We start from the raw sequence: 25,735 nt of genomic DNA, 5'->3' as shown, positions 1-25,735 counted from the left end.
GCTGTTTGCTGACCGCTGACCGCTGACCGCTGTTTGCTGACCGCTGACCGCTGACCGCTTTGCCTTCTCAGATGTAAGCCTCATAAAAAAAGGGGAAGACACCAAGGCATCTCCCCCTTATCATCAGGGTGCATCTACTACACACAGTATGCCATCAATGGGGTGGGGGGTGTCACCCCATATTTATGTTTTTTTAGCAAAGAATGAGCTTTGATTGCTTAAAGTCTCAACCGTTAAGCTGCTTAGCAAGGAGCTGGTTGGTGAGTTTGGGGTCTGCTCGACCCCCTGTTTGCTTCATCACTTGCCCCACAAAGAAGCCCAGCATCTTGGTTTTGCCGCTGCGATACATCTCTAGTTCTTTAGGATGGGCGGCGATGACTTCGGCGATCGCGGCTTCGATCGCGCCTGTATCAGAAATTTGGATCAAGCCCTTCCGTTCAACTAACGCTTTAGGTGAACCACCTTCTGCCAGCAGTGCGGGCAAGATGTCTTTGGCGATCTTGTTGCTGATCGTGCCGCTGTCGATGAGGCTAATGAGTTCAGCCAAGTCGGCAGGCTTGATGGACAAATCGGCAACGCTCAAACTGCTGTTGTTGTTTAAGTACGCGCTAATGTCACCCATGATCCAGTTTGCTGCCTGTTTGGGGTCGCCACCTGCCGTAACGGTTGCCTCAAAGTAGGCAGCGATCGACTGATCATCCGTCAACACTCGTGCATCGTAAACGGATAAGCCGAGTGCGCTTTCATACCGCTGGCGCTTTTGCTGCGGCAACTCTGGCAGCTCCGATCGCCACTGTTCTAGCTGCGTTGACGACACTTCAATCGGTCCCAAATCAGGCTCAGGGAAGTAGCGGTAATCGCTGGAACCTTCCTTCAGCCGCATACTAATGGTACGCTGAGCGCCTTCTTCCCAGAGTCGCGTTTCTTGCAGAATGCGTTCGCCTGCTTCGATCGCCTCAATTTGCCGCTCAATCTCAAACTCGATCGCCTTTTGAATGGCGCTGAACGAGTTCATGTTCTTAATCTCAACCTTGGTGCCAAACTCGGCACGACCAACTGGACGCACGGAAATGTTCACATCGCAACGCAGTGAACCTTCCTGCATGTTGCCATCGCTCACGCCCAGATACCGCACGATGCGCCGTAGCTCCTGAGCATATTCGGCGGCTTCTTTCCCACTGCGAATATCTGGCTCAGACACGATTTCGATGAGCGGTACACCAGCACGGTTGTAGTCCACCAGTGAGTAGGTTGAGCCAGAAAGCCGATCGCTGCCACCATGCACCAATTTTCCCGCGTCTTCTTCCATGTGCAGTCGTGTCACACCGATACGCTTGCGGGTTGCCGTGCCCGTTTCCTTGTCGTATAGCTCAATTTCTAACCAACCGTGTTCCGCGATCGGCAAGTCGTACTGCGAGATCTGATAGTTTTTGGGCAAGTCAGGGTAGAAATACTGCTTGCGATCGAACTTGCTGTAGGGCGCAATCTGACAGTTCAGCGCCAGCCCTGCCTTCACGGCATACTCCAGCACTTTCTGGTTGAGCACTGGCAGCACCCCAGGTAACCCCAAACACACTGGATCAATGTGAGTGTTGGGCGTGGCACCAAAGGCAGTGGAGCTATTGGAGAAAATCTTTGTTTGGGTGCTGAGTTGGCAGTGTGTTTCTAAACCAATGACAGCTTCATACTGAGTTTTCACCGGGGCGGCAGTAGTCATAGACCTTTTCAAATTGCGACTGGGTAACAGTTAGCTCGATCTCATTAGTTCTATCTCATTAGCTTTATCTTAGCGGTTGCGGGAGACAGCATAGTACACTCTCTTTGAGGGCAGGCGCTTCCGATGCTGGTTTGTCCTTTAAGATTTTGTAAAGACCCGCTGAGGAGCCGTTATGCAGAGTCAGATCACGAATGATACACAGATCACAATTTACTACCTGAATGGTCAAACAGAAACTTATACCTTTTCTCAGTTAGCCGATCCAGCCGCGTTAGAGCAAGAAGTGCAGCAGGAGATTCGACGTATCCTTGATAAAGATTGGTGGTTTTTCCATCTGGCAGATCAAACTGTCTGCGTGAACCGAGCCAATGTGTCAAAAATTGAGTTAAAGCCTGCGATCGCCCAAATTCACGGTGAAGGAGTGTTTGCGAATGCTCAGCGCGTGACGGCTCTTAACCGCGCCCATACCTAGAAGGCAGAGGGCAGAGGGCAGAAGGCAGAAGGTAAAAGCAACTCATCACTGCACAGAGCCGTGCTTACATCTAAGGATCGTGGATTTAATCAAACCTGAGAGACCTATGGAAACTGTTCAGCCATCAGTGAGCCTGCTTCGCGCCCAGTCGTACGATCGCATCCAACTCCGTCAAGCGTTGGAGGCTTTATTAGAGCCATTCGGCGGTATGGCAGCCTTTGTGAAACCGGGCGATCGCGTTCTCCTCAAGCCTAATTTGTTGACAGGTGGTCGTCCTGGTAAGGAGTGCGTTACGCGTCCAGAGATGGTTTACTGTGTGGCGCAGATGGTGCAAGAGGCAGGAGGCAAGCCTTTCTTGGGTGATGGTCCAGCGTTTGGGAGCGCGAAGGGTGTTGCCAAAGCGAATGGCTATTTACCGCTGACAGAGGCACTCAATTTGCCGATCGTGGAGTTTCACGGCAAACGCTACGAGACAGTGAGCGCCGAATTTAACCACCTGCTGCTGAGCAAAGAGGCGATCGAGGCAGACGTGGTGATCAACTTACCGAAAGTTAAGTCACACATGCAGTTGACGCTCACGATGGGTGTGAAAAATCTCTTTGGGTGTGTTCCCGGCAAGATGAAAGCCTGGTGGCACATGGAAGCGGGTAAAGACAGGGATCGCTTTGGTGCAATGCTGGTAGAAACCGCACGGGCGATCGACCCAGACCTGACCATTCTGGATGGTATTATCGGTCACGAAGGGAATGGACCCAGCGGTGGCGAACCCCGTCGGCTCAATTTATTGGCTGCTTCGAGGGATGTATTTGCGCTCGATCGTGCACTGGTAGAGATTCTCAATGTCGATCCGGTGACTGTGCCTACGGTTGTTGCCGCTCAACGTCTGGAGCTATGTTCCACCGTAGAGGCGATTCACTTTCCATTGCTGCATCCTCAAACGTTACAGGTAACCGATTGGCAACTGCCCGACCACCTGATGCCGATCGACTTTGGGCTACCGCGCGTCCTCAAATCCACCTTTCGACATCTTTACATCCGTTTGATTAAAGAACCCATGCAGGCTTACGCAGGACGCTGAGCGCACTGTTAGTACCATCGGCTAAGCATGATCAACACCTTGTTTGGGCAGTAGGAGCCAGCAGCCAGGAAAAAAGCTGCCTTCTGCCTCCTGCCTTCTGCCTCCATCCCCAACCCGTCTACTTAGAGTCGTAAACGAACTGATCTTAAATGAGTCACATGTCAAGTTATGGATCGGATGATGAAGCGATGTGTAACTCTTGTGTTGTCTTATGTGATCCCGCTGTCAGTTCCGGTCAGTTCGCTATGGTGAGCGTAGACAGGAGTATCTAGAAGACCCGACGCTAGAGCAACAATGCGGCTTTGAAGCTTCTGGATCACTCAGTCCTAGCCCGTATCTGGAAAAGTTGTATGTCCCCATCCATGCTGCGTCAACTTTGGTTCATAGTGGAAACGAGCCAGTCCCAAATGCTGCTTAATCTCGACGACACTGGCTTGGTGCAATGGCTGCTGAAGCAGCTTAAAACGCAACGATCGCTCGATCGCGATGAAGCCGATGCCTACAGCCACTACATTCATTCTCGCCTCCCCTTGATTCGCGATGTCGCCAGCAGCCGCACTGTGATGTCTTCATAACTCCACAAGAAGGAGAGAACCAAGCCGCGATCGTCTCTCTACGCCAATGCCGAAGCGCCAAAATCGGGTGGAATGTCTTGCCAACGACCCTGCCCTACTGCCCGGATCGCTTCCTTCAAAGAAATGTCGCCTGTGTAAAGGGCACGACCCACGATCACCCCAGTCACGCCGGATGGCTCTAGCGCCAGCAAACTCAGCAAATCTGTCACCGAACTCACGCCACCAGAGGCGATGATTGGCACTGTAACGCCATCTGCCAGCACTCTTAATGCGTCCAGGTTCGGTCCTTGTAACGTGCCGTCGCGGTGAATATCCGTATAAATAATTGCTGCGATCCCAAAAGCTGCCATTTGTTGCGCCAGGTCGATCGCCGTTACCTGCGACATTTCTAGCCAGCCCCGTGTTGCTACCAGTCCGTTCCGGGCATCAATACCCACCACAATCTGACCCGGAAACTCCTGACAGAGTGCACGTACAAGCTCGGGCTGCTCTACCGCAACGGTGCCTAAAATGACGCGCTGAACGCCTAGCTCAAACAACGCCGCAGCACTGGCACGATCGCGCAAACCACCGCCCACCTGCACAGGTAGGTCAACGGCGCGGACGATCGCCTCGATCGCCGACAAATTAACGGGATGTCCAGCCTTCGCACCATCCAGATCGACCACATGTAACCGGGTTGCGCCTTGCTCTGCCCACTGACGCGCGACTGAAACCGGATTCTCGTCAAACGTCTCCGCCTGAGCATAATCGCCCTGATAGAGGCGTACACAGCGCCCCTCCAGCAGATCGATCGCCGGGATGACCTCCATTGCTATGCCCTCACGCGCCATGTAAACCACTTTTCATGCAAACCCATCGTACAGTACAGTACGACGCGGTGAATCGCATCAAGGCTGCTTTAATTGATATTGCTAACGAAAAAAACAGCTCAGAGTTAGGCTAAAATCCGAAAAAATCTTCTCAGGAGCTGTAAAGAAATAATGTTATGCCTTGTCGTGCTCAGGAGTTAAGAGAAAACTGATAGCTGAGCCAAAAGTGTATCGTTTTTTTGGCGCAAGCTCTGAGCCGATTCACTGGTTAGAACGCTCAAATTTAGTCACGTCATGAGGGTTGAAAATGGATGTCTGGGTTGATGAGTTTAAGCATGAGCAGCCACAAACAGTTCCTGGCTTTTTTGTGCGTAGTACAGCACCAATCAACATTGAGCAAGACGAATGCAAACCCGACGGTAATGTACCAACCGTTAGTGACATTGTTGAAAGCCTTTATCAAAACACAAAACTAAATACAAGCTATACGGGACTTGTCATTCAAATTCATGGCTACAACACAGGCATCGAAACCGTTGTTCAAAATGGCAAAGAGGTCGAGGGTAGAGACTATGTTTGCGAGGGCTGGCAGCGAACCTGGGAATATTTGAATCAATCCGATCAAGCCATCTACAGTAAGCGTCATAGTTTTGTTTACCTGGGGTATCGATGGCCCTCAGAAAGCGTTCCTTCTAGTTTTAAGAATGCAGGCAGAGCATTGCCTTTAACCTTAAAAGTTGTGCTTTGGGGAGGCTTGTTTCTGGCGGCGATCGGGCTGCTTTTACTCATGCTTTTTGCGTCACCCATTCTTGACGCTTTATCTGCAATCTTGATGATCTTGGGCATTGCGGTGTCGATGGTAGTCGTAACGTTATTTATCCTACGAATTATTGTTTACTTTCGAGACACCTATCGGGCAAATAATTTCGGTGTTCCTGACTTGGTGGAATTTATTCGGCAGCTTGACTTAGGTTTAGTCAAGCGTCACATGAATGAGTCGCTGTTTGAAACCGTGGCAAAAGAAGCGGGTGAAAGCCTAGACCTGGCTCCTGATTTATTGGCAAAAGCAGTTAGAAAAACTTGGGAAGCGATCGAGCATCAACCAGCTTTGTTCAACGCTTACGACGATGCAGCCTTTCGCTTATTGCTGCCTGCGCTGAAGCAGAATAGTCTCGCGCCTCTAGATGATGCTGTTTTTTTGAAGATCTATACTACTTTTGTCCTTGCTGAAAAACCAGCTTACAACACAGCAAATTTTGCCGCAGCAACAGCCTATTGGACGCAGAAAAAGCGTATCCGGTTGACCTTTATTGGTCACAGTATGGGAGGGTTTGTCACCACACAGGTGATTCGTATTCTTTCTGATGCATTTGATCCGGCTGCCATTGGCGACTCGCAAAGTCTAGAGAAACTGCCATCTTCTGATGTTGGGCGGGTCTTTGCATTAGGGCGCTTAATTTTGATTTCTCCTGATATTCCGCTATCAACCATTATTTCTGGTCGTACCAATGTTTTGCGATCGTCACTGAGGCGTTTTGAAGAGGCATACCTTTTTAGCAATGAAGGCGATTTAGCCTTGCGGTTAGCATCAACAACAGCAAACTATTTCTCGTTTCCAGCCAGCACTCGCACTCAGGGCTTTCGCTTAGGAAACGTAACCGTCAATTTAGATCCATCTAAACAGAGCCTGCATAGACAGAATGCTTACGGTATTGTCAACCTCCAGGAGTTGATGAACGATGCTTACCCGTCTCCACTCCTGGACTTTATTGGTGTGCAAACGCTCGATCGGGATACTCGCAGCATCGGACAGGAAGGGGACAAAAAGCGAGAAGCGCTGAAAAAACGAGGTGGCAAAGTGGATGAGGAATCTCTTGCTACAGCTAAAAAAGACCCTGAGTCGATCGCAGATTTGTTTACGTATCTCGACTGCACGGAGTATCGAGACGTAACTACTTATGCGAAGCGTGATCAGCAGGAAATCAATGTTTTAATCTGCGAAGGACAGCGATCGCCACTCAAATTCTTCGATTACACCACGCTGCTCAAAGCGTATGTTGATTTTTCAAATGATCCTGGTAAAGGCGTTGGGGTGGATGTGCATGGTGGCTACTTTTATGGTCGCCTGAGTAACCTGCTGATCTACCGCTTAGCGTTTTTGGGCTTTCAAGGCTTACTTGATTCTTTAGTGTTCCAGCCACCGATCGAGCTTGCTGAAAATAGCGACATGCCTCTAGAGTTAAGGGCAAAGTTACAGCAGGCTCTACAACTACCGAATGAACAGCGGCGCATCATCGCAGTAGAGTGCCTGTCCTGGCTTTGCGAAAAACGGAAAATTCAGGTTGCGGCATCTCCAGAGCGTTACTACGTTGACGTACTTGGTTTTAGACGTGGCGAAACCAGGGCTCAAATTCTAACGCAAGCACAGGTTGACCCAGCACCGCCAGCGCCATAAACTGACTCACTAAAAATGAGACCCTCTGTAGGGACGTTGCACACATCAATGTAACGTCCCTACAGAACGCTGTGCCCACGATCGCTCATTCACCCTTCCGCTATCTGAGCCGAGTCTGAATGAGCGCCATAAGGTTTAAGACCCTTGCCTAAAGCCTCTCTTGCTAGATAGATTGCTGTCATGTTCTAAGCAAACTGACAGTGGTTGTATGAGCGATCGCGGCGATAAGTTAGTAAAACTTAATGAATTAGGTTAAGATTATTAATATATATGTCGCCAATCCATGCTCAAGTAATCATCACGAAAATTTAACCATGACTAAAAACGCTTTCCTGGCGGCTGTTTTCAAGCCCAACGTCACCCCCAATTTGCTGTCGCAATGGTCTTTGGCAATCCTTCGTGCCATTTTGGGCATCATGATCATCCACAACGGTTTGGACAAGATAGCCAATATCGAAAGTTTTGCTCAAGCGTATGTCGAGGTGATTGGCTTGCCCTTCCCAATTTTCTTCAGCTACGTAGCCGCCTTCACTGAAATCATCGGTGGTCCATTAGTAGCGCTTGGGCTATTCACTCGCCCTGCTGCCTTTGGCTTGTTTTCAACGATGTGCGTGGCAATCTATCACCATATTCTGGTTGCTGGCTTCAGCATCCCTTATCTGGAATTGTCTGCGGTCTATGCCTCTTGCTTCTTGTTCTTTACAGTCAACGGTGGCGGGCTATTTTCCACCGATGCGCTGATCATTAATTGGCTCGACGCAACTGCTTTGTCCACACAGGCGAAGCAACTCATGCGTTTGGAAAAAGCCTATGATGCAGTAGGTTCTGGTAAGAATGTGGGCGTTTGAGGTCGATCGAATCAATGCAGCAAGCGAGAACAGCATCCAAAGTTTGCACTTTTTTTAAGCCCTGGAGTTTCTCCAGGGCTTTGTCGTTTTCTGGATGCTGCAATAGCGCTTAGTGACCAATCATCCAGGGTCGTCCACCATTGTGTGTTTGCGCTTTGGGACGATCGGGTTCGCGATCGTTCGATCGATTCACTAGCTGTGGCTCGGCACTTTCCTTCTTCAACCGAAGGGATCCCGATAACAGTGCCGGTGCAGAAAAAAGGCGCTTAGTTGCTCCCTGACAGGTAGGGCAGCTAGCCGGATCGTTGCATTCTGCGATCGATCGCCATTGATCAAACACACCGCAATCGTCACATTTGAATTCGTAAAGAGGCATTTTCGTCAGTAGTTGTTGGTTATTGGTTGTTAGTTGTTAGATTAATCAGAAAAGTCAGGGTTGAGGACTACTCTCTCAAAGCAAATGGTCGTTAACGTCCATTTCTAAAAACCAACAACTAACAACTCTTCTTATACAGGCAGAATCGGCTTATCAAAGATGGCTGTTGGAATTGCCACCGTACAACATGCGTTGGGAATATCAACAATGCCGCTGACTCTGCCTTCCACCGGAGCACAACTGAGCAGAAGATATGCCTGTTCACCTGTGTAGCCGAATTTCTTCAGATATTCGATCGCGTTCAAGCACGCACGTCGATAAGCAATATGCACATCCATGTAGTACTGCTTACCTGTGAACTCATCCACTGAAATCCCTTCAAAGACCAGGTATTCCGAGAAACGAGGCTCAACCGGACCCGGTTTGAAGATGGGATTGACCATGCCATATTTCTCAACACCACCTTTGATGATGTCTACGTGCAAGTCAATAAAACCTGACATTTCGATCGCGCCACAGAACGAAATTTCACCATCCCCTTGAGAAAAGTGAATATCGCCCATCGATAATTTTGCACCTTCCACATACACCGGAAAGTAGATGCGGGTGCCTTTGGACAGGTTTTTGATGTCGCAGTTGCCGCCATGTTCACGAGGAGGGACGGTGCGTGCGCCTTCAGCCGCCACGCGATCGAACTCAGCCTTAGGCAATTGACCGAGAATAGCGTTAGTTGGATTCGGCAGTGCCGCTAGCACAGGCTTGTCACCCGAAAGACCAGCGCCATAGGTTCGCAAATCGGGAGCCGTATCGACCAATTCTTTTTCGCGCTTATTCCACTTTGCCAATAGTTCATGAGAGGGCGCGCAACCAATCAAACCGGGATGGATAATGCCTGCAAACTTCACGCCTGGAATGTGCCTGGAACTGGTGTAAATGCCCTGAAAATCCCAAATCGCTTTCGCTGGATCGGGATAATGATCGGTCAAAAAACCGCCACCGTTCTTCTTGTCGAAAATGCCTGTGAAGCCCCATTCGTCTCCCTGAAGCGCACCAATATCAACCAAATCGACGACCAAAATATCGCCAGGTTCTGCACCGTTGACGTGAATCGGTCCACTTAAAACGTGAACAACCGTTAAATCAACATCCCGAATATCATCTGGGCTGTCATCGTTTTTAATCTGACCGTCTGTCCAGTCTTTGCACTCAATCCGAAAGACATCACCAGGATTCACAGAGACAACGGCTGGAATATCCGGGTGCCAGCGATTGTGACCCGGCAACTCTTGCTGATCCATTGGCTTGGTCAAATCAACTTGAAATAATGTCTTTGGCATAAAACACTCCTACTCACTTAGTCGCGTCAGCGATAATCTTTACATCCAACCCCAAAAGCTACCTGAGATCGCAACTTTGGACTTTTTCCCATGGTGTCCAATACGAAAGCTCAACATAATCCAAACCGCAAACACTTCAAGCTGGAGTTAGCAACAATCCACCACAAGCGCCTCTGAATCAGCATTCAAAGGTTCAGATAACGTTTAGACTCTAGTGTCAATCCTTAGCGCAATCTGTAGCTTTCATTACATTTGACACGATCGCTAATGATTTGCAGTGTATTCGCTTATTTTGTACATATACGCTTGTAGAAGCCCTATAAAACGAGGCGAGAAGATCACGAAACGTCGTGTACGATCGCCTATGTCGCCTCAATGTAAAATCAACATAAGATGCTTGAGAAGCCAGAGTCGCTAGTTGTATTCAGAGTGCTAATTGTTTAAACTATGTAACAGCAAAGCTCAAGCCACCGATAACTATGAGGATACGCAAACGCTTGAATTTAGGTTCTTCTTCTATTAGACAAATGCGTCAAACAATAGCATTAAAGTTCTTGTTAACTTTGCTCGTTGCAGCTTGCTCCAGTGCACCAGCCTTTGCCTCTCAAGCCGTTTCACAAGCAACATCAACCACTCAATTCAAACGCTTTGCTGATTGGTGCCTGAAGAAATCGACGCTTTCTGCTTCTGCCAGACATACAGTCGATGTGCTGTTGAAGCGATCGCGCACACTCGATTGCTATCAATCAAGTGAGATTCTTGAAGATACAACGACTCTTGATCTTAGCGATAGTAAAGTTGTTGATCTCAGTCCGTTACAGCCATTAGTTAAACTCAATGAGCTTTATTTAGGTAATAATCAAATTATTGATCTGAAGCCCTTAAGTGCTCTGACCAATCTGAATCGACTTTATCTTAGTTACAATCGCATTTCCGATCTGGCTCCCCTCAAGCCCTTACGTAAGCTGAATGTTCTCTATCTAGGTAATAATCGTATTGCAAAGATCGATTCGCTACAATTTTTAGAAGATCTCGTTAGCCTTGATCTAGTTTCCAATCAAATCCTCAACATCAGCCCTTTAAAGTCTCTAGCAAAGTTGAATCGTTTAGATTTAAGCTTCAACCAGATTGCCGATATTAATCCGTTGCGATCGCTCACTAAGCTGACCGAGCTTTCACTTTCTGCCCAAAATATTGTTGATCTTACGCCACTCACGTCGTTGATTGCTCTGACGGCTCTCGACCTGAGCGGCAATAAGATTGCCGATCTTAGTGCCTTGAAGTCACTGAAGAATCTCACCAATCTAGCTTTGGGTGGCAATCAAATTGCCGATGTCAGTTCGCTCAGCAACCTGTCCAATCTCACAACGCTTTATTTAGGCGGCAATCGCATTGGTAATCTTAATCCTCTCAAGTCTCTTACCAATCTCAGCGTACTTTATTTGCAAAATAATCCTTTACCTGGTTCTACCTGCCCTATACAACCAGAGTCGATTTGTCGGTTTTAATGACATTTTTTCTAATCCCAATCGTTAACTTCTTAAGCTTTTTTATGACGATCGATACAGGCTGGCGCGGCAGTTTAAAGCTCGTTTATGCCAGTCATGAACAAGCGACTCGTGTTGCTTACGCTCAAGCTCGAGCGCCGCTTAAAATGCAACGATCGCTTTATCCAGAAGGTAAAGTAGTGTGTCATAACATTATTCTGCACACGGCAGGCGGCATTGTGGGCGGCGATCGCCTTGACCTCGACATCCAACTTCAACCATATGCAAACGCGCTGCTCACAACGGCTTCGGCAGGCAAAATCTATCGTACCAATGGGTTGAAAGCGAACCAAACCATTCACGTTGACGTAGCAACTGGAGCCTGTCTGGAGTGGTTGCCGCAGGAAACGATCGTGTTTGATCGGGCAATCTACCGTCAGAATATGCGGATTGAACTCGCTGCTGGTGCAACCTGGCTGGGTTGGGAAATGACCCGTTTTGGTCGCAGTGCTAGAGACGAAACCTTTCTACAGGGCGATTGGCGATCGCACACCGAAATTTGGCAGGAAGGTCGCCCCTTGTGGATCGATCGTCAGTGGCTTCCTGGCAGTGAGGCATCGTTTTATGGTCATCATGGCTTGGCAGGCTGTCCGGTAGTGGGTAGTTTTGCGTTTGTGGGACAAGCCGTTGATCCGACTCTGGTGGAGAAGGCGAGATCGCTCTGGACAGGAGCGGGGGAAAGCGGTGTGACTCGCTTGCAATCAGGCTTATTGTGTCGCTATCGAGGGCACTCGACCGCCGAAGTTCGTCGCTGGTTTGTTGAAGTTTGGCGGCTAATGCGCTTATCATTCTTGGGGCGCTCTGGCTGCGTACCCAGAGTTTGGGGAGTGTAATGGATGAGAATTGAACGATGCAACTAACACCACAAGAGAAAGATAAACTGCTGATTTTCACGGCTGCGCTATTAGCAGAACGGCGTAAAGATCGAGGACTAAAGCTCAATTATCCAGAGGCGATCGCCTATATTTCAGCCGCCATCTTAGAAGGGGCAAGAGATGGTCGTACAGTCTCCGAATTGATGAGTTATGGCACAACTTTACTAACACGCAGCGATGTCATGGAAGGCATTCCCGAAATGATTCACGACGTGCAGGTTGAAGCGACGTTTCCCGATGGCACAAAGTTAGTAACTGTACATGATCCTATTCGATAATTAGCTCGTTTAAATATCTTGAGGAGTGGCTATGATTCCAGGTGAACTAATTATTCCAGAAGGCGAGATTGAACTGAATGCAGGACGAGAAACGGTGTCGCTAGATGTGGCAAATACGGGCGATCGACCCATCCAGATCGGTTCTCACTTTCACTTTTATGAAGTTAATTCAGCGCTGAGGTTCGATCGCAATCAGGCTCGTGGAATGCGTCTAGATATTCCCGCAGGCACGGCGGTTCGCTTTGAACCAGGTGATGAAAAAAATGTGACGTTGGTGACGCTTGCAGGTAGCCGCGAAGTCTATGGGCTTAATAACAAAATTGATGGTGCCTTAGACAGCCAAAAATTAGACAGCAAAAAAAAGGATAAGGAAGGAAAAAAGAAGAATGAAGGGAAGAAGAAGTAGTAACGGATTCTAAATCCACTTCGATTAGGGAGGCGCTTAAATTGGAAGCCATATCGACTTTGGTAGACGAAATTCTACATGGAAAAGGCTATGTTTTAATCCCGAATGTGTTGAGTGTTGATCAAGCAGCAGAGGCTCGATCGCTCGTACTCAAGTTAGCTGATCTTGAACGGCAAACGGGTAAATTGTTCGTTCATGAGCAGAAAGAGCGTTTGTACGGCTTGGTTTACAAAGGCGAAATCTTTGAGCAGATGGTGCAGCATCCTGTAATTCTGCCTTTCCTGGAAGCTGTTCTGGGCGACGATATGCTTCTGGGTGATTTCTCAGCGCATATCCTTGCCCCTGGTGCTGCCAGCATGGGAACCCACGTCGATTATCCCTATTGGGCAATGAAGCCGCCGTTTCCTGCCAAGCCAGTCATGATGCTTCAAACAATTTGGATGCTGGAAGACTTTACCGAAACGAATGGAGCAACATTGATCGCGCCTGGTACACAAACAAGCTGTTTACCACCAGACCTTATCCAATTTGCTGAAACGGCTGAAAAGATTATAGGAAAAGCAGGTTCGATCGTCATTTCTCACGGACTTTGTTGGCACGATACAGCACCAAATTTAACATCGGAACCGAGAGTTTCCATTCTGGGAAATTACAATCCTAAGTTTATTCATCCCATTCAAGATCCCATGCGGGATGTGCAGCAAGCCGTGATCGATCGCGCAACCCCCAAACTTAAGCAACTTCTTGGGTTAGAGTTTCAAACATCTTTGTTTAATAATGTCAAACGCATTCGTACACAAGGCTGGGATTGAAAAAATGAACGAGTTGATCGATCAGGAGTAGAAACAATGACAGATACAAAGAATGTGCTAGGAGAAAAACTTGAGCTTTGCTGCAATGTTCCCGTGACAGGTTTCTTCCGTAACGGCGTATGCGAAACAGGTCCGCAAGATCTCGGCACTCATGTCGTTTGTGCTCAAGTCACCGAAGAATTTTTGACCTTTACAAAAGCCAGAGGCAATAACTTGAGTACGCCCGTACCGTCATCCAATTTTCCTGGGTTGAAGCCTGGTAATAAATGGTGTTTATGTGTCTCACGTTGGAAAGAAGCGTTGGATGCAGGCGTGGCACCACCGATCGACCTCTCAGCCACCCACGAAGCAACCCTCAAGGTTGTACCGCTGGAAGTATTGCAGGAACACGCGTTAGATACTTAGCAGGCGACGCTCAAATTGGTTCATTGATGTTGTTAATTCAACCGAGCTAACCTGATAATGTTTAGACCAATCTTAAGTAGAGTAGCTGTATTTTCACTCCTGTCTTTAGTGATTTTAGCTAGCTTTAAAGAAGTACTAGCAGCAGAAACTCCTCGCGTATCACGCTCTGCACGTGAGCAACTTGATCAGCTAGATTACTTTCAAGGAACATGGCATTGCAAGGGTAAACAAAACGAACTTCCCCCCTTTTCAAACGAGTTTAAATTTATCTGGAAAGTGGAACGGAGATTAAATGATTGGTGGTTCTTTGGTCAGGAAGATCCACCGACAAAAGATTCTGCTCAAACTGAAGCAAGAACTCAAGAGCTTTGGGGCTATGATGCAGGCTTGAAGCAATTTACACGCATTATCGCAACGATCGAAGGACGTTTGTTTAAACTTACGTCTTCTGGGTGGCAAGCAGGTAAACCTAACGAGATCGTCTGGGACGGCGATCGAACGAGTGAGTTTGACGGAAAACAGCGTTGGCGTAAAGTTGTGATCAAGAAAAGTGAGACTGAATTTGAAGTAACTAATGACATTTGGCTTGATTCAGAAGGACCAGCAGGCTGGCAACTGGAGAGCGTTGAACTTTGCCGAAAGCAAAAGGCATCTCGACCCGTAAATTGACTTTTAATTCCATATTCAAATTTTGTGAGGCATTCCAATGAGCTACAGGATGAACCGCCGCGCCGATGCGGAAACGTTTGATCCAACCGTAGGCGATCGCGTTTGTCTCATCGCTTCTGCTATCGCCCTCATACTGTCAGTTCTCCCTGCTCAGGCGGCTGAACCGCCCACTACTGCGTTGCCTAAGCCCGATCCTCAACTAGAGCAACTGCAATACTTTCAGGGCAAGTGGTCGTGTGCCGTCAAGCCTGTGAATGCCCTGGTCAATAGCCCCGCTGAATCGTTTACCTGGGAGATTAAGCGTACACTCAACAACTTCTGGTTTTTGGGGCAAGCGACAACGAAACAGGCTGTCGCCATTACACACGACACGATGGGGTACAACACCCTGACTAAACGCTTTGGGCGCACCATTTTGACGGGCGATGGTCAATTTATTAACCTGCTGTCAGAGGGCTGGGTCAGTGACAAGTGGGTTTGGGAAGGTAGCGTGGTGCGTGGCACCCAGAGAAGCGGTCTGCGAGAAACGATCGTGAAGAAGGGCGATCGCGTGTTTGAAGCCACGTATGAGCAAGCAGATCTGGTAAAAAAAGACTGGCAACCCGTGCTGAAGGAAACCTGTCGCAAAACAAGTTGAACGCCTTTGAGAGTCGCTCAATAGTTTAAAGCCGATTTTGTCGTAGATTTAACTCGCGAAACACGGACAGAGCGGTATTCTAATGAAGCTGAAGACCTGCGATCGCCCAATCATGCAGGGTTTCGACCGGGCAGAGAATTTGAGTGAGGAGTCACCATGAGCTACAGAATGAACCGCCGCGCCTATGCGGAAACGTTTGGTCCCACCGTGGGCGATCGCGTCCGGTTAGCCGATACCGATTTGATCATTGAAGTCGAAGCGGACTACACCACCTACGGCGATGAGGTCAAATTTGGCGGCGGTAAGGTCATTCGTGAAGGCATGGGACAGTCACCGATTACCAACGCCGATGGCGCGGTGGATACGGTCATTACCAACGCGCTCATTCTGGATTGGTGGGGCATCGTCAAAGCGGATATCGGGATTAAGGACGGCAAAATTCATGCGATCGGCAAAGCGGGCAATCCCCACATTCAAGACAATGTAACCATCATCATTGGTCCTGGTACAGAGGCGATCGCGGGCGAAGGGATGATTCTCACGGCTGGCGGCATCGATACCCACATTCACTTCATCTGTCCGCAACAAATTGAAGTGGCGATCGCCTCTGGTGTCACTACATTAGTCGGCGGTGGAACGGGTCCCGCTGCGGGAACCAGCGCAACAACCTGTACACCCGGTCCCTGGAACATTTACCGCATGCTCCAAGCGGCAGATGCGTTTCCCATCAACATTGGCTTTACGGGCAAGGGCAACAGCGCGAAGCCCGAAGGCTTGGTCGAGCAGGTTGAAGCAGGCGTAATCGGTCTGAAACTCCACGAAGATTGGGGCACCACACCCGCCGCGATCGACACCTGCCTGAGTGTTGCCGATGACTACGATGTGCAGGTCGCCATCCACACTGACACGTTGAACGAAGCGGGTTTCGTCGAGGACACGATCGCGGCGTTCAAAAATCGCGTCATCCACACCTATCACACCGAAGGCGCAGGCGGTGGACACGCTCCCGACATTATTAAAATCTGCGGCGAACTCAATGTGTTGCCATCCTCCACCAATCCCACCCGACCCTACACCCAAAACACACTCGACGAACACCTGGATATGCTGATGGTTTGCCATCACCTCGATCCCGCGATCGCCGAAGATGTGTCCTTTGCTGAGTCCCGCATTCGCCGCGAAACGATCGCTGCTGAAGATATCCTCCATGACCTCGGCGCGTTCAGTATGCTGTCGTCCGACTCGCAGGCAATGGGACGTATCGGTGAAGTCATCATCCGCACCTGGCAAACCGCTCACAAAATGAAGTTCGATCGTGGCTGGCTCGCTCCCCATACCGAAGGCACCGTCGAATCTCACAACCGCAACGACAACTTCCGCGCTAAGCGCTACATCGCCAAGTACACGATCAACCCAGCCATTACCCACGGCATTGCTAACCATGTGGGTTCGGTCGAAGTCGGTAAACTGGCTGACCTGTGCCTGTGGCGACCCGCCATGTTTGGCGTCAAGCCTGAAATGGTCATTAAAGGTGGACTCATTGGCTGGGCACAAATGGGCGATGCCAACGCCAGCATTCCCACCCCGCAACCGATCCATATGCGACCGATGTTTGCCAGCTTTGGGGGCGCGATCGCCGCTACCTCTCTCACCTTCGTCTCCAAAGCCGCTCTCAAGAAAGGCATTCCCGACCAACTCGGCTTACAAAAGAAAGCTGTTGCAGTCTCCGGCATCCGCAAGCTCACCAAAAAAGACCTGAAGCTCAACGATGCCACACCCAAAATGGAAGTCGATCCCGAAACCTACGAAGTCCGCGCTGACGGGCAACTCCTCACCTGCGAACCCGCCACCGTCCTCCCAATGGCACAACGCTACTTCTTGTTTTAGCGCATCAAAAAGCAGTGTTACATTGAGCTTATGCCGTTTGAGTGGGACAAAACCAAAGCTCAAGTTAATCTCGAAAAACACGGAGTTTCCTTTGCAGAAGCAGAAACCGTCTTCGATGATTCACTTGCTGTCATTTTTGATGATGAGTGGCATTCAATCGGAGAAAAACGGGAAATCATTATCGGACACGATCGCGCTCAACGGCTCTTGCTTGTTTGTTTCACCGAAAGAGCAGGGACGATTCGTATCATCAGCGCCCGTCTAACGACCTCAAAAGAGCGTAGAGACTATGAAGAGTACAGAAGCTTCTGAACCACAGCGGAATATAGACGATGACCTGCTCCCAGAATACGAGTTTGATTACCGCAAAGCTCGTCCTAACCGCTTTGTCACCCAAACGACTGAGTCTCCATTAACTGTAGAGTTAGCACCTGATGTCGCAGAAATGTTTCCCGATGCCGCAGCCGTGAATGAAGCGTTGCGTTTCTTGATCAGGATGACGAAAAATTCTAGCGCCCATTCGTGAGGGGTAAAGAAAGTCGATCGCGAAATCTACGAAGCCCACGCTGATGGGCAACTCCTTACCTGCGAACCCGCCACCGTCCTCCCAATGGCACAACGCTACTTTCTATTCTAACTTTTTGTAAAGTCTTTGAATTACGTAGTTTGGGGCTTTTTGTCTTCGTGGTACATAGTAGAAAAAACCGCAAAGCCTATTGGGAAGCCTATGTTGTCAAGTTTTTTCGTAAAAAGCTTGACCTTAGTACAAGCTTTTGTTAATCTTGTGGTATTAAGTAGAGTGACACCTTGTTGCTTGACGTGGATAGTACCTTTGCACTAAATTGTTTGAAACTGTTTAGTGGAGAGGTGACTAGTATATGGAAGCGCAGCCGCGAGAAATTCGACGTTACAAGACGGTTGACGGCAAGGTTCCTTTTGATGAGTGATTGGAGTCGCTGCGAGATGGCGAAGCCAGAGCCAAAATCAAAGTTAGAATCAGGCGAGTTGAAGAGTTTGGACACTTAGGGGACTGGAAACGTCTCACAAACTCAGAAATTTGCGAGTTGAGGTTTAAGGGTAATCGCTTTGGCTACATCCGAGTCTATTATGGGGAAGATTCAGAAGGGCTGTGGCTTCTTGGAGGCGGACATAAAGACACTCAGACACGAGATATTTTGAAAGCTGAACAGTACTGGGCAGATCATGGAAAACGTAAAAATACCAGTCAGTGATAGTTATCACGATTATTTAATCAAATCGCTTCAAGATCCAGAGGAAGCTGCTGCCTATCTCGAAGCAATTTTAGAAGAGGAAGATCCAGAGCCTGAGCTTCTGAAAGTCGCGCTGCTTGATGTCGCAGAAGCACTTGGTACTGATGACGCTTCCGAGAAACGTAAATTTTACAGCAAGAAACTTGATGAGATTCTGTCTCAGTCTGGAAGCCAGGAAGTTTATGGTTTAGTGAACTGGCTCGATAGTCTAGGGCTGAAGCTGACTGTGGCTGTTGCAGAGGACGATCGCGAATAGACTGTAAAGAACGTGAAAGCGCCGACCAGTGACAGTTACCACGACTACCTCATTTCTCGCCTTAGAGATCCGAGCTACGCAGCGCTCTATTTAGAAACCCATTTTGAAGAAGAGGAAGATCCAGATCCTGGCTTGCTTAAGTTGGCTCTCAACGATGTGCTTGAAGCGTTGAGCCGATCGAACTTATCACCTGAACAAGCTGAACTTCACGCTCAGAAACTAGAAAAACTTCTGTCTCAGCAGGGAAGTGATGTGATTTATGGGCTGTCTCAATGGCTCAGCGAGTTGGGGCTGGAGCTGACTGTGGCTGTTGCAGAGCAACAACACGAATAGATGAAACGTCGCTACAGCATCTTAATTCAGTGGTCTGATGAGGATCAAAAGTATATTGTGAGCTTGCCTGAGTTTGGTCCTTACGCGCATACACACGGCGATACCTACGAAGAGGCGGTTAAAAACGCGCAGGAAGTCCTTGAGCTTTTAATTGAAAATTACAAAGAGCAAAACCGTTCTTTGCCGCAACCAGCGACATTGAGGCAAGCATAGGGTACTAAATCTAGATGCTGAAATCGCTATTCCTCTTTGCTTTCGTCTTTTTGAATTAAATCGCCTAAATAAAGCTTGATGAAAGCTTTGGCTGCGATCGGGTCGAGATTTTGCAACGCCTTGACGATCTCTGCAACCGTCTCTGCGTTGGGATCTACTTTTTCGTGAAACCAGTGATAGACGACCGATCGACGGACTCCTAGCGCGATCGCCAGCCGATTTTGACTGATGCTGTAGGTTTCTAGTGTTTGCTTGAGGGCTTTACCTGCTCTTCCCATGCCCTCGATCCTGTCAGAGGATTATGAGCGAGTAAATGACTATATTTGTATAGCCATGTCGTACAATGAAATGACTATATTTATATAGCCACTCTTGGTAAAGCTTAAGCCAGTGCGTTCCCTGGAAAGTCCTGCACTGGCTTTTGCTCCAATTCGCATGGAGACAATTTATTATGACGTACGGCGATCGCCTTAAGCGATGGGCTGTGGTTCGCCTGCTTGCCACTATGCAGCGGGTGACGGTGGCTCGGTTTGTTAAAGAATCGGATGCGGACGGGTTTGTTCAAGCGCTCCGTCGTCTAGAGCCACACGCCAAATTGATCGTGGTGTTTGATGTGGGGGAGCAGAAGCGGGAGGGCGATTGCTATTAATTAGTTGCTGAGCGCTAGGCGATCGCTCCTCTCCAAACTAACAACTAACAGCTAACAACCAACAACTTTCTTACCCTCGACAAACGGGCAGCGTAAAGTGAAAGCAACTGCCGTTATTGGGTGTTGAGTCTACCCAGATTTGACCATAGTGCGCTCGAATAATGCGCTGACAGAGCGATAGTCCGATGCCGTAACCATCTTTTGCCTCATCCCGTTCAAGCCGGAAGTGATCTTCAAAAATGCGATCGCGGTTTTCTTCAGGAATGCCGGGACCGTTATCGCACACGCTAACCTGCACTTTTTGAGTCGTGCGGTGAAGGATAGAGACAGCAATGGAACCGCCAGTAGGTGTATATTTAGCGGCATTGTCAAGCAAGTTTACGAGAACCTGCCGTACGCGTTCGCTATCAGCATAAACGCTTGGCAGATCGGAAGGAATATCCTGCGTTACTCGCTGCATTTTTGCCTTGAAGCGATCTTGAAGATGCGCCATCACTTCAGTGCACAGGCTTCCCAGATTCAGCTTCTGCGGGACGATCCTCAGTTCTCCACTGGTACCCCGTGCTGCCTGCAAAATATCGGTGATCATGTGGTCAATCGCGCGTGTCTGGGTGCGAGCGTGCTTCAGCAACTGTGCTGTGAGGGCAGGTGTCAGACGTGAAGACCAGCCTTCCGCCACGCTATGCCCCATTTCTAGGGTTTCCATCGCAATTGATGCGGCTGTGAGAGGATTTCGCAAGTCGTGCGCCAGCATGGAGATAATCTCATCCTTAAAGCGAAGCTGATGCTCCAGTTCGGCGTTTTCTTGCTTCAGTCGGAACACTTCGTCCGTTAGCTGAATCAGTTCTGCTGAACGAGCGATCGTTCCTAAAGCACTAGGTAGAGCATTTACAGGTGCGCCCATAACAACAGTGGAGTCAGAGGCATCAGTCAATGCTACGGCTGTACTTTCTGCGATCGTCGATGCGGCGAGGAGGTCGATGTCTTCGCTCAACGCCTGCTGATGGCTGGCATTGACTAAATAAGTTTCGACAGAGCGTTGCCAGTAGTTCCACCAGTGCTGAAGCTGAGCAACGAGGTCACTACCTGCCAGCATTTGCCGTGGTTCGGGATGGAGCTTAATCAGAGCGGGTGTTGCGACTAAGCGAAAGTGTTCAGCTAAGTAGGGCTGCTCACTAACATCGATCACTTCTAAATCAAAGGCATAGCCTACTCTCAAATTTTTGAGCGCATCACGAACTTGCCGAATGCGTTCTCTCGAACTCGGTCGCCTATCGATAAACAGCAATAGCTGTAGCGGCATTTCGTTATTAGTCTGCTTTTCCGAAACTGCCTGCATGCGATCGCTTTCCAGCACTTTAAACGTCCAGCACTTCAAAGAAAAAAGTCACGATCGCTCCTGGCTAGAACAACTTGGTGAACATTAAGAGATTTGCTTGAATTGACGCTTCTCTCTACTCTATAGAGTACTCTTTCGCGCTTGGTTTTGGATAGGCAAGCGATGCATTCATCGTTCATTGATAGCCACGTGTTGAGTCCGAGGTTGCTAGGGACGATCGATCAACCATGCACACCGCTAACGTTTCTCTTCTCTCTCATCACTCAGACCAATTGTCTTGAGCAATGTTAGCGATCGTCCGATACTTTACACAAAACAGCCGTGTCTACTGAGCTACTCTAGGAGGATGGCTGGGTAAAGTTAATACAAGTTAATTGTCGAGACGATCGCTGATGAAGATTCTGGTGCTGGCTTGGGAATTTCCGCCCCGCATTGTGGGTGGAATTGCTCGACACGTAGCAGAGCTTTACCCTGAGGTGGCGAAACAGGGGCATGAAGTTCATCTGATCACGGTGGAGTTTGGGCAGGCTCCTGGCTATGAAGTGGTGGATGGGGTGCATGTGCATCGAGTTGGCGTAGGGTCTAGTGCTAACTTCTTTCACTGGATCGTCAACATGAACGAAAGCTTTGGGCAGCATGGCGGTAAGCTATTGCTGGAAGACGGTCCCTTTGATTTAATCCATGCCCATGATTGGCTGGTTAGCGATGCGGCGATCGCCCTCAAACACACCTTCAAAGTGCCTCTGGTAGCAACGATTCATGCCACTGAATTTGGTCGCCACAACGGCATTTATACGGATGCCCAGCGCTACATATACGGTAAAGAGCATCAGTTGGCACACAACGCCTGGCGCATTATCGTTTGTACCAACTACATGCGGCTAGAAGTAGAGCGCACGCTGGCAGCACCCTGGAACAAAATCGATGTGGTCTACAATGGCATCCGACCAGAGAAAAAGCAGCGCGATCCAGAGTTTGACTACTGGGCATTTCGCCGTCGCTTTGCGGCTGACGATGAACAAATCACTTACTACGTCGGTCGTATGACCTATGAGAAGGGCGTTTCAGTCTTGCTGGATGCTGCTCCAAAAGTGCTTCAGGCGATCGGTCATAGCGTTAAATTCGTGCTTGTTGGTGGTGGCAACACAGACCATCTCAAGCGCCAAGCATGGGAGTTAGGCATTTGGGACAAGTGCTATTTCACAGGCTTTATGTCTGACGCTGATCTGGATCGATTTCAAACGGTGGCAGACTGTGCGGTGTTTCCTAGCTTGTACGAACCGTTTGGCATTGTAGCGCTGGAGAGCTTTGCAGCGCGTGTGCCCGTCGTTGTTTCGGATACAGGCGGCTTGCCAGAAGTGGTACGCCATACCAAAACAGGCATTGTCACCTGGACAAACAGCACGGATTCTCTTGCCTGGGGCATCTTAGAAGTCTTACGGCATCCTAACTATGCTCAATGGTTGGTCGACAATGCCTACGCTGATTTGAAGCATCGCTTCGACTGGTTCAAACTGGCACTACAAACTGAAGCCGTTTATGGGCGCGTGTTGCATGAGCGATCGCACGTCAGTTGGGAGTAAACCCCGATCGCTGCATCAACGGCATAAAGATAACTTGGCAGCCGTCGTCCTTGGCGCTCAGATTAGCACCTTAACAGAGCCTTTACCTTGCGGGTGTTTCATAACGGCAGATCTAGGGTAGCATCTGTGAACTGCTTAGGCTTAGCTACGGTTTGTCCATTCATGATGCCACTCTGGGGTTGTGTCAAAGTACTTCAAGCGGCAGTTGTTTTGTTCTTCGGTTTAGCCAGAAAGTGATGTCGATTTTACACACGCAAGTTTGCAACGGCAGCGTTAGCCAGCAACCAGTCCACGCGCTGTTTAGGACAAGCGCTCTGGTAAGGGGGCGGCTTGCAGCAGCATGATTTTGTGATGAGCATACTGTCTGGTGCTGCCGCGATCGCGCTGGTTGCCCAGCCTGTTGGCGCGCTAACCCAGGTGACTGGGATTAGCCTCAACCCCACCGCCAGTGGGATTGATATTGTGTTGCAGCTACAGGCACAGGGCAAGACGGGGAGCGATCGCCCCCAAGTGTTTACCAGTGGTCAAGGCAATACCTGGGTTGCTAACATTACCAATGCTCAATTGAGTCCATCTGCAAAGCCGTATCGTCAGGATAACCCTGCCCCTGGCATTGCCACCATCAGCGTAGTTGCCTCCGGTGCCAATAGCATTCAGGTCACTGTTAATGGCAAGCCTGGTGCGCTCATGGGACAGGCACAACAGGAGGGCACAAAATTGACCCTCAGCCTGCTCTATACTGCTGCCAGTGGCAATGCCGCCGCTAGTAGCAGTGCTAGCACTAGCAGTTCGCGTGCATCAGCGCCATCATCCAGCGTCCCTCTTCCAGCTCAAGCGGGTACAGCCGTCACTCCGAGTCCTACACCGACTCCCGTCACCACACCCACAAATGCCTCTACACCTGCTGTTTCTCCCAGCCCTGTAACAACACCAGTCCCTCAGCCGTCTCCAACTACAGGTTCTCCCAGACCAAGCAATCCCTCAACTCCCTTACCCCTCAACTCCCCTGCCCTTCAGCCCCTCAACCCCTCAACCCCTCAGCCCACCCCTACGCCCTTCAATAGGATTACCTACACGGATCTCAACGTCCAGCCAACCACGATCGACCTGGGTACAACTGCCCGCATTGAGCGCGTGGTGTTGCGAGAAACGCCTGTCCGGGAGGCGCTTGCACTGTTGGCACGAGCTGCTGATTTGGGTATTGTCTATGCCGAAGATTTAGGGGTGTCACCGACCCCAGGAGCGCCCGCCCAGTCAGCGAGTTCAGTGATTGATTCCAACATTTCGCTCGATATTGAGAATGAACCGATCCAGGATGTGTTCAATTACATCCTGCGGGCGAAGGGGTTGAAGGCAAACCGGGTGGGTAGAACTATTTTTGTCGGTCTCAATCTACCTGCGACAGCGGGTAGTTATGTCACACGCACGCTACGACTGAATCAAATGCGGGCGACCCTGCCGCAGACTAACATCACAACGACTGCTGTGAGTGCCTCTAGCCTCACCAGCGGTGGTGGGCAAGGCGGTAGTACCACGACTAGCCAGGTGGGCAGAACCAGCGCCACAACTGAGAATATCCCTTATAAAGGGGCGCTGCAAGTGCTTGAAGAGCTGGGGGCAAACAACAGCGCCACAGCCAGAAGCCCTGTCTTTAGGGGTGTACAGGTGACAGCCGATGCACGCACTAATACACTGTCGATCGTCGGCACGCTTGAGCAAGTGCAGCTTGTAACTGATTATCTCAACAAGCTCGACACACGACGGAAGCAGGTTGCTGTTAATGTCAAAATTGTCGAAGTCGATCTGTCAAAAACGAGCAATATTGGCTCCAGCTTTTCCTTCGGCGTAGCTGGCAATTTTTTCAACGTGAACCAGGGGCGAGGGGGTGTCAACGTCGGACCGGTGAACCCGTCGTTAATTGATTCTAATAGCCTCACCAGTCCTTCGACGATCGCCAATCCCTTTGCAACCGTACAGCCACCGCTCAATACCAACGCTCAAGTAGTCGATGCTCAAGGCAACACTCTGGGCTTTCAGCCTGCCAGCCCGACGAACGCAAACCCGCTGGCGGCAGTTGTAACCAACCTGACCAGCGGCTCTACGGTCAGCACCAGCGGCAATGTGACGAGCGTAATCGGTCAGGCATTAACCTACGGACTCTCCCCGTTGTTTCAATTTCCAACGCAGTTTTTGCTGAATCTTCAGGCACAAGTCGTTTCTGGCAATGCCAAGATTCTGACTGACCCCACGTTGATTGTGCAGGAAGGCAACCAGTCACAGGTAAACCTGACCTCGCAAGTGTTTTCTGGCTTTACTGAGCAACGAGTGACGGAAGGCAACGTGACAACCACGCGCATTTTGCCCCAGCCGCCCGTTGATGTGGGTGTGATTCTCAATGTGCAGGTCGATCAGATTGACGATAACAATTTTGTGACGATCGCCGTCTCACCCGAAGTCAGCTCACTCGGGCAGCAGATTACCGATCCGTCGCGCAACAATCTGTTGATTCAGCAACTGGTCAATCGGCGGCGACTAGAAACAGGCAAAATTCGTTTACGCGATGGTCAAACGTTGATTTTAACAGGCATTATTCAGGAGCAAGACCGGGAAGTCATTACGAAAGTGCCAATTTTGGGTGATATTCCGCTGCTCAATTTGCTGTTTCGCAACCGCAGGCAGGAACGTTCACGCAATGAAGTGGTAGTGCTAGTAACGCCGCAAATCTTGGATGATTCCGATCGATCGCCCTACGGCTACAACTATCTCCCTGGTCCCGATCTGCAAAAATTCTTGCAACAGCGTAACCGATCGCAACCACAAAGCAACCCGTCGCCCCAGAGTAACCCTGCTTCAACTCCTCAAACTCCATCACCTCAAACTCCATCACCTCAAACTCCATCACCTC

General features: G+C 49.5%; 28 protein-coding genes. 22 read left to right on the top strand and 6 right to left on the bottom strand.

What is annotated here, in order from left to right:
- Positions 1-226 precede the first annotated feature (226 nt).
- The gene (gene gatB / locus AC5JO6_RS20275; RefSeq protein WP_496081077.1) at positions 227-1,717 is read right to left on the bottom strand and encodes an Asp-tRNA(Asn)/Glu-tRNA(Gln) amidotransferase subunit GatB; all 1,491 of its coding nucleotides are present in this window, start codon (positions 1,715-1,717) and stop codon (positions 227-229) included.
- A gap of 172 nt (positions 1,718-1,889) precedes the next feature.
- Between gatB and AC5JO6_RS20270 the strand changes: the two genes are divergently transcribed.
- The 3 genes from AC5JO6_RS20270 to AC5JO6_RS20260 all read left to right on the top strand — a co-directional run bounded on the left by AC5JO6_RS20270 (position 1,890) and on the right by AC5JO6_RS20260 (position 3,842).
- Entirely contained in the window at positions 1,890-2,189 is a 300-nt protein-coding gene (locus AC5JO6_RS20270) for a hypothetical protein (protein ID WP_496081076.1), read from the top strand.
- A 106-nt stretch (positions 2,190-2,295) separates the two neighbouring features.
- A complete protein-coding gene (locus AC5JO6_RS20265; protein WP_496081075.1) occupies positions 2,296-3,267 on the top strand; it encodes an Npun_F2552 family protein in 972 nt (323 codons plus the stop codon).
- Between the two features lie 350 nt (positions 3,268-3,617).
- Complete coding sequence (locus AC5JO6_RS20260) at positions 3,618-3,842, top strand: hypothetical protein (RefSeq protein ID WP_496081074.1); 225 nt, start codon at positions 3,618-3,620, stop codon at positions 3,840-3,842.
- A 38-nt stretch (positions 3,843-3,880) separates the two neighbouring features.
- On the opposite strand, the gene hisA is transcribed toward AC5JO6_RS20260, so the two are convergent.
- The gene (gene hisA, locus AC5JO6_RS20255) at positions 3,881-4,654 is read right to left on the bottom strand and encodes a 1-(5-phosphoribosyl)-5-[(5-phosphoribosylamino)methylideneamino]imidazole-4-carboxamide isomerase (protein WP_496081073.1); all 774 of its coding nucleotides are present in this window, start codon (positions 4,652-4,654) and stop codon (positions 3,881-3,883) included.
- 307 nt (positions 4,655-4,961) lie between these two features.
- Between hisA and AC5JO6_RS20250 the strand changes: the two genes are divergently transcribed.
- Both AC5JO6_RS20250 and AC5JO6_RS20245 read left to right on the top strand, forming a co-directional pair.
- Positions 4,962-7,109, top strand: a complete 2,148-nt coding sequence (locus AC5JO6_RS20250; RefSeq protein WP_496081072.1) for an alpha/beta hydrolase — start codon at positions 4,962-4,964, stop codon at positions 7,107-7,109.
- A gap of 314 nt (positions 7,110-7,423) precedes the next feature.
- Positions 7,424-7,957, top strand: a complete 534-nt coding sequence (locus AC5JO6_RS20245; protein WP_496081071.1) for a DoxX family protein — start codon at positions 7,424-7,426, stop codon at positions 7,955-7,957.
- A 109-nt stretch (positions 7,958-8,066) separates the two neighbouring features.
- Here the strand turns inward: AC5JO6_RS20245 and AC5JO6_RS20240 are convergent, their stop codons facing one another.
- Positions 8,067-8,333, bottom strand: coding sequence for an FmdB family zinc ribbon protein (locus tag AC5JO6_RS20240; RefSeq protein ID WP_496081070.1), 267 nt, complete (start codon positions 8,331-8,333; stop codon positions 8,067-8,069).
- 131 nt (positions 8,334-8,464) lie between these two features.
- Positions 8,465-9,670 (bottom strand): formamidase, encoded by a 1,206-nt coding sequence (gene fmdA, locus AC5JO6_RS20235; protein WP_496081069.1) that lies wholly within the window; start codon positions 9,668-9,670, stop codon positions 8,465-8,467.
- Positions 9,671-10,224: 554 nt separating this feature from the next.
- Between fmdA and AC5JO6_RS20230 the strand changes: the two genes are divergently transcribed.
- From AC5JO6_RS20230 to AC5JO6_RS20165, 14 genes are all read left to right on the top strand, one after another.
- Complete coding sequence (locus AC5JO6_RS20230; protein ID WP_496081068.1) at positions 10,225-11,178, top strand: leucine-rich repeat domain-containing protein; 954 nt, start codon at positions 10,225-10,227, stop codon at positions 11,176-11,178.
- 44 nt (positions 11,179-11,222) lie between these two features.
- Positions 11,223-12,050: an urease accessory protein UreD gene (locus AC5JO6_RS20225; protein ID WP_496081067.1), complete on the top strand. Its 828-nt coding sequence runs from the start codon at positions 11,223-11,225 to the stop codon at positions 12,048-12,050.
- A gap of 17 nt (positions 12,051-12,067) precedes the next feature.
- Positions 12,068-12,370 (top strand): urease subunit gamma, encoded by a 303-nt coding sequence (ureA, locus tag AC5JO6_RS20220; protein ID WP_496081066.1) that lies wholly within the window; start codon positions 12,068-12,070, stop codon positions 12,368-12,370.
- A 31-nt stretch (positions 12,371-12,401) separates the two neighbouring features.
- Positions 12,402-12,776 carry an urease subunit beta gene (locus AC5JO6_RS20215; RefSeq protein WP_496081065.1) on the top strand — a complete coding sequence of 125 codons (375 nt, stop codon included), beginning with the start codon at positions 12,402-12,404 and terminating at the stop codon, positions 12,774-12,776.
- 41 nt (positions 12,777-12,817) lie between these two features.
- On the top strand, positions 12,818-13,588 hold the full coding sequence (locus tag AC5JO6_RS20210) for a phytanoyl-CoA dioxygenase family protein (RefSeq protein WP_496081064.1): 771 nt from the start codon (positions 12,818-12,820) through the stop codon (positions 13,586-13,588).
- A gap of 36 nt (positions 13,589-13,624) precedes the next feature.
- Positions 13,625-13,993 carry a DUF2237 family protein gene (locus AC5JO6_RS20205; RefSeq protein WP_496081063.1) on the top strand — a complete coding sequence of 123 codons (369 nt, stop codon included), beginning with the start codon at positions 13,625-13,627 and terminating at the stop codon, positions 13,991-13,993.
- Positions 13,994-14,050: 57 nt separating this feature from the next.
- Positions 14,051-14,662 carry a hypothetical protein gene (locus AC5JO6_RS20200; protein WP_496081062.1) on the top strand — a complete coding sequence of 204 codons (612 nt, stop codon included), beginning with the start codon at positions 14,051-14,053 and terminating at the stop codon, positions 14,660-14,662.
- A 37-nt stretch (positions 14,663-14,699) separates the two neighbouring features.
- Positions 14,700-15,299, top strand: a complete 600-nt coding sequence (locus tag AC5JO6_RS20195) for a hypothetical protein (protein ID WP_496081061.1) — start codon at positions 14,700-14,702, stop codon at positions 15,297-15,299.
- Between the two features lie 156 nt (positions 15,300-15,455).
- A complete protein-coding gene (gene ureC / locus AC5JO6_RS20190) occupies positions 15,456-17,186 on the top strand; it encodes an urease subunit alpha (protein WP_496081060.1) in 1,731 nt (576 codons plus the stop codon).
- A 30-nt stretch (positions 17,187-17,216) separates the two neighbouring features.
- Positions 17,217-17,498, top strand: a complete 282-nt coding sequence (locus AC5JO6_RS20185; RefSeq protein WP_496081059.1) for a BrnT family toxin — start codon at positions 17,217-17,219, stop codon at positions 17,496-17,498.
- Positions 17,476-17,712 (top strand): hypothetical protein, encoded by a 237-nt coding sequence (locus AC5JO6_RS20180; protein ID WP_496081058.1) that lies wholly within the window; start codon positions 17,476-17,478, stop codon positions 17,710-17,712. The genes AC5JO6_RS20185 and AC5JO6_RS20180 overlap by 23 nt, the downstream gene beginning before the upstream one ends.
- A 677-nt stretch (positions 17,713-18,389) precedes the next feature.
- Positions 18,390-18,713, top strand: a complete 324-nt coding sequence (locus tag AC5JO6_RS20175; RefSeq protein ID WP_496081057.1) for a helix-turn-helix domain-containing transcriptional regulator — start codon at positions 18,390-18,392, stop codon at positions 18,711-18,713.
- Positions 18,714-18,725: 12 nt separating this feature from the next.
- Positions 18,726-19,046: a helix-turn-helix domain-containing transcriptional regulator gene (locus AC5JO6_RS20170; protein ID WP_496081056.1), complete on the top strand. Its 321-nt coding sequence runs from the start codon at positions 18,726-18,728 to the stop codon at positions 19,044-19,046.
- Positions 19,047-19,259 (top strand): type II toxin-antitoxin system HicB family antitoxin, encoded by a 213-nt coding sequence (locus AC5JO6_RS20165; protein ID WP_496081055.1) that lies wholly within the window; start codon positions 19,047-19,049, stop codon positions 19,257-19,259. It abuts the gene before it with no gap.
- Positions 19,260-19,285: 26 nt separating this feature from the next.
- Here the strand turns inward: AC5JO6_RS20165 and AC5JO6_RS20160 are convergent, their stop codons facing one another.
- Complete coding sequence (locus AC5JO6_RS20160) at positions 19,286-19,537, bottom strand: helix-turn-helix domain-containing protein (protein WP_496081054.1); 252 nt, start codon at positions 19,535-19,537, stop codon at positions 19,286-19,288.
- Between the two features lie 173 nt (positions 19,538-19,710).
- Here AC5JO6_RS20160 and AC5JO6_RS20155 point away from each other — a divergent pair, with 173 nt between their 5' ends.
- Complete coding sequence (locus tag AC5JO6_RS20155) at positions 19,711-19,908, top strand: hypothetical protein (RefSeq protein WP_496081053.1); 198 nt, start codon at positions 19,711-19,713, stop codon at positions 19,906-19,908.
- A 70-nt stretch (positions 19,909-19,978) separates the two neighbouring features.
- Here AC5JO6_RS20155 and AC5JO6_RS20150 read toward each other — a convergent pair whose 3' ends face one another.
- Positions 19,979-21,247 carry a histidine kinase gene (locus tag AC5JO6_RS20150; protein WP_496081120.1) on the bottom strand — a complete coding sequence of 423 codons (1,269 nt, stop codon included), beginning with the start codon at positions 21,245-21,247 and terminating at the stop codon, positions 19,979-19,981.
- 392 nt (positions 21,248-21,639) lie between these two features.
- Here AC5JO6_RS20150 and AC5JO6_RS20145 point away from each other — a divergent pair, with 392 nt between their 5' ends.
- Both AC5JO6_RS20145 and AC5JO6_RS20140 read left to right on the top strand, forming a co-directional pair.
- Positions 21,640-22,830: a glycosyltransferase family 4 protein gene (locus tag AC5JO6_RS20145; RefSeq protein ID WP_496081052.1), complete on the top strand. Its 1,191-nt coding sequence runs from the start codon at positions 21,640-21,642 to the stop codon at positions 22,828-22,830.
- 351 nt (positions 22,831-23,181) lie between these two features.
- Positions 23,182-25,735, top strand: a 2,554-nt coding sequence (locus AC5JO6_RS20140; RefSeq protein ID WP_496082850.1) for a secretin GspD/PilQ domain-containing protein, incomplete at its 3' end; no start/stop codon positions are given.

The organism is Tildeniella sp., from assembly GCF_059505325.1.
The sequence above is the reverse complement of the archived record's forward strand: the minus strand, read 5'-3'. Positions and strand labels throughout refer to the sequence as shown.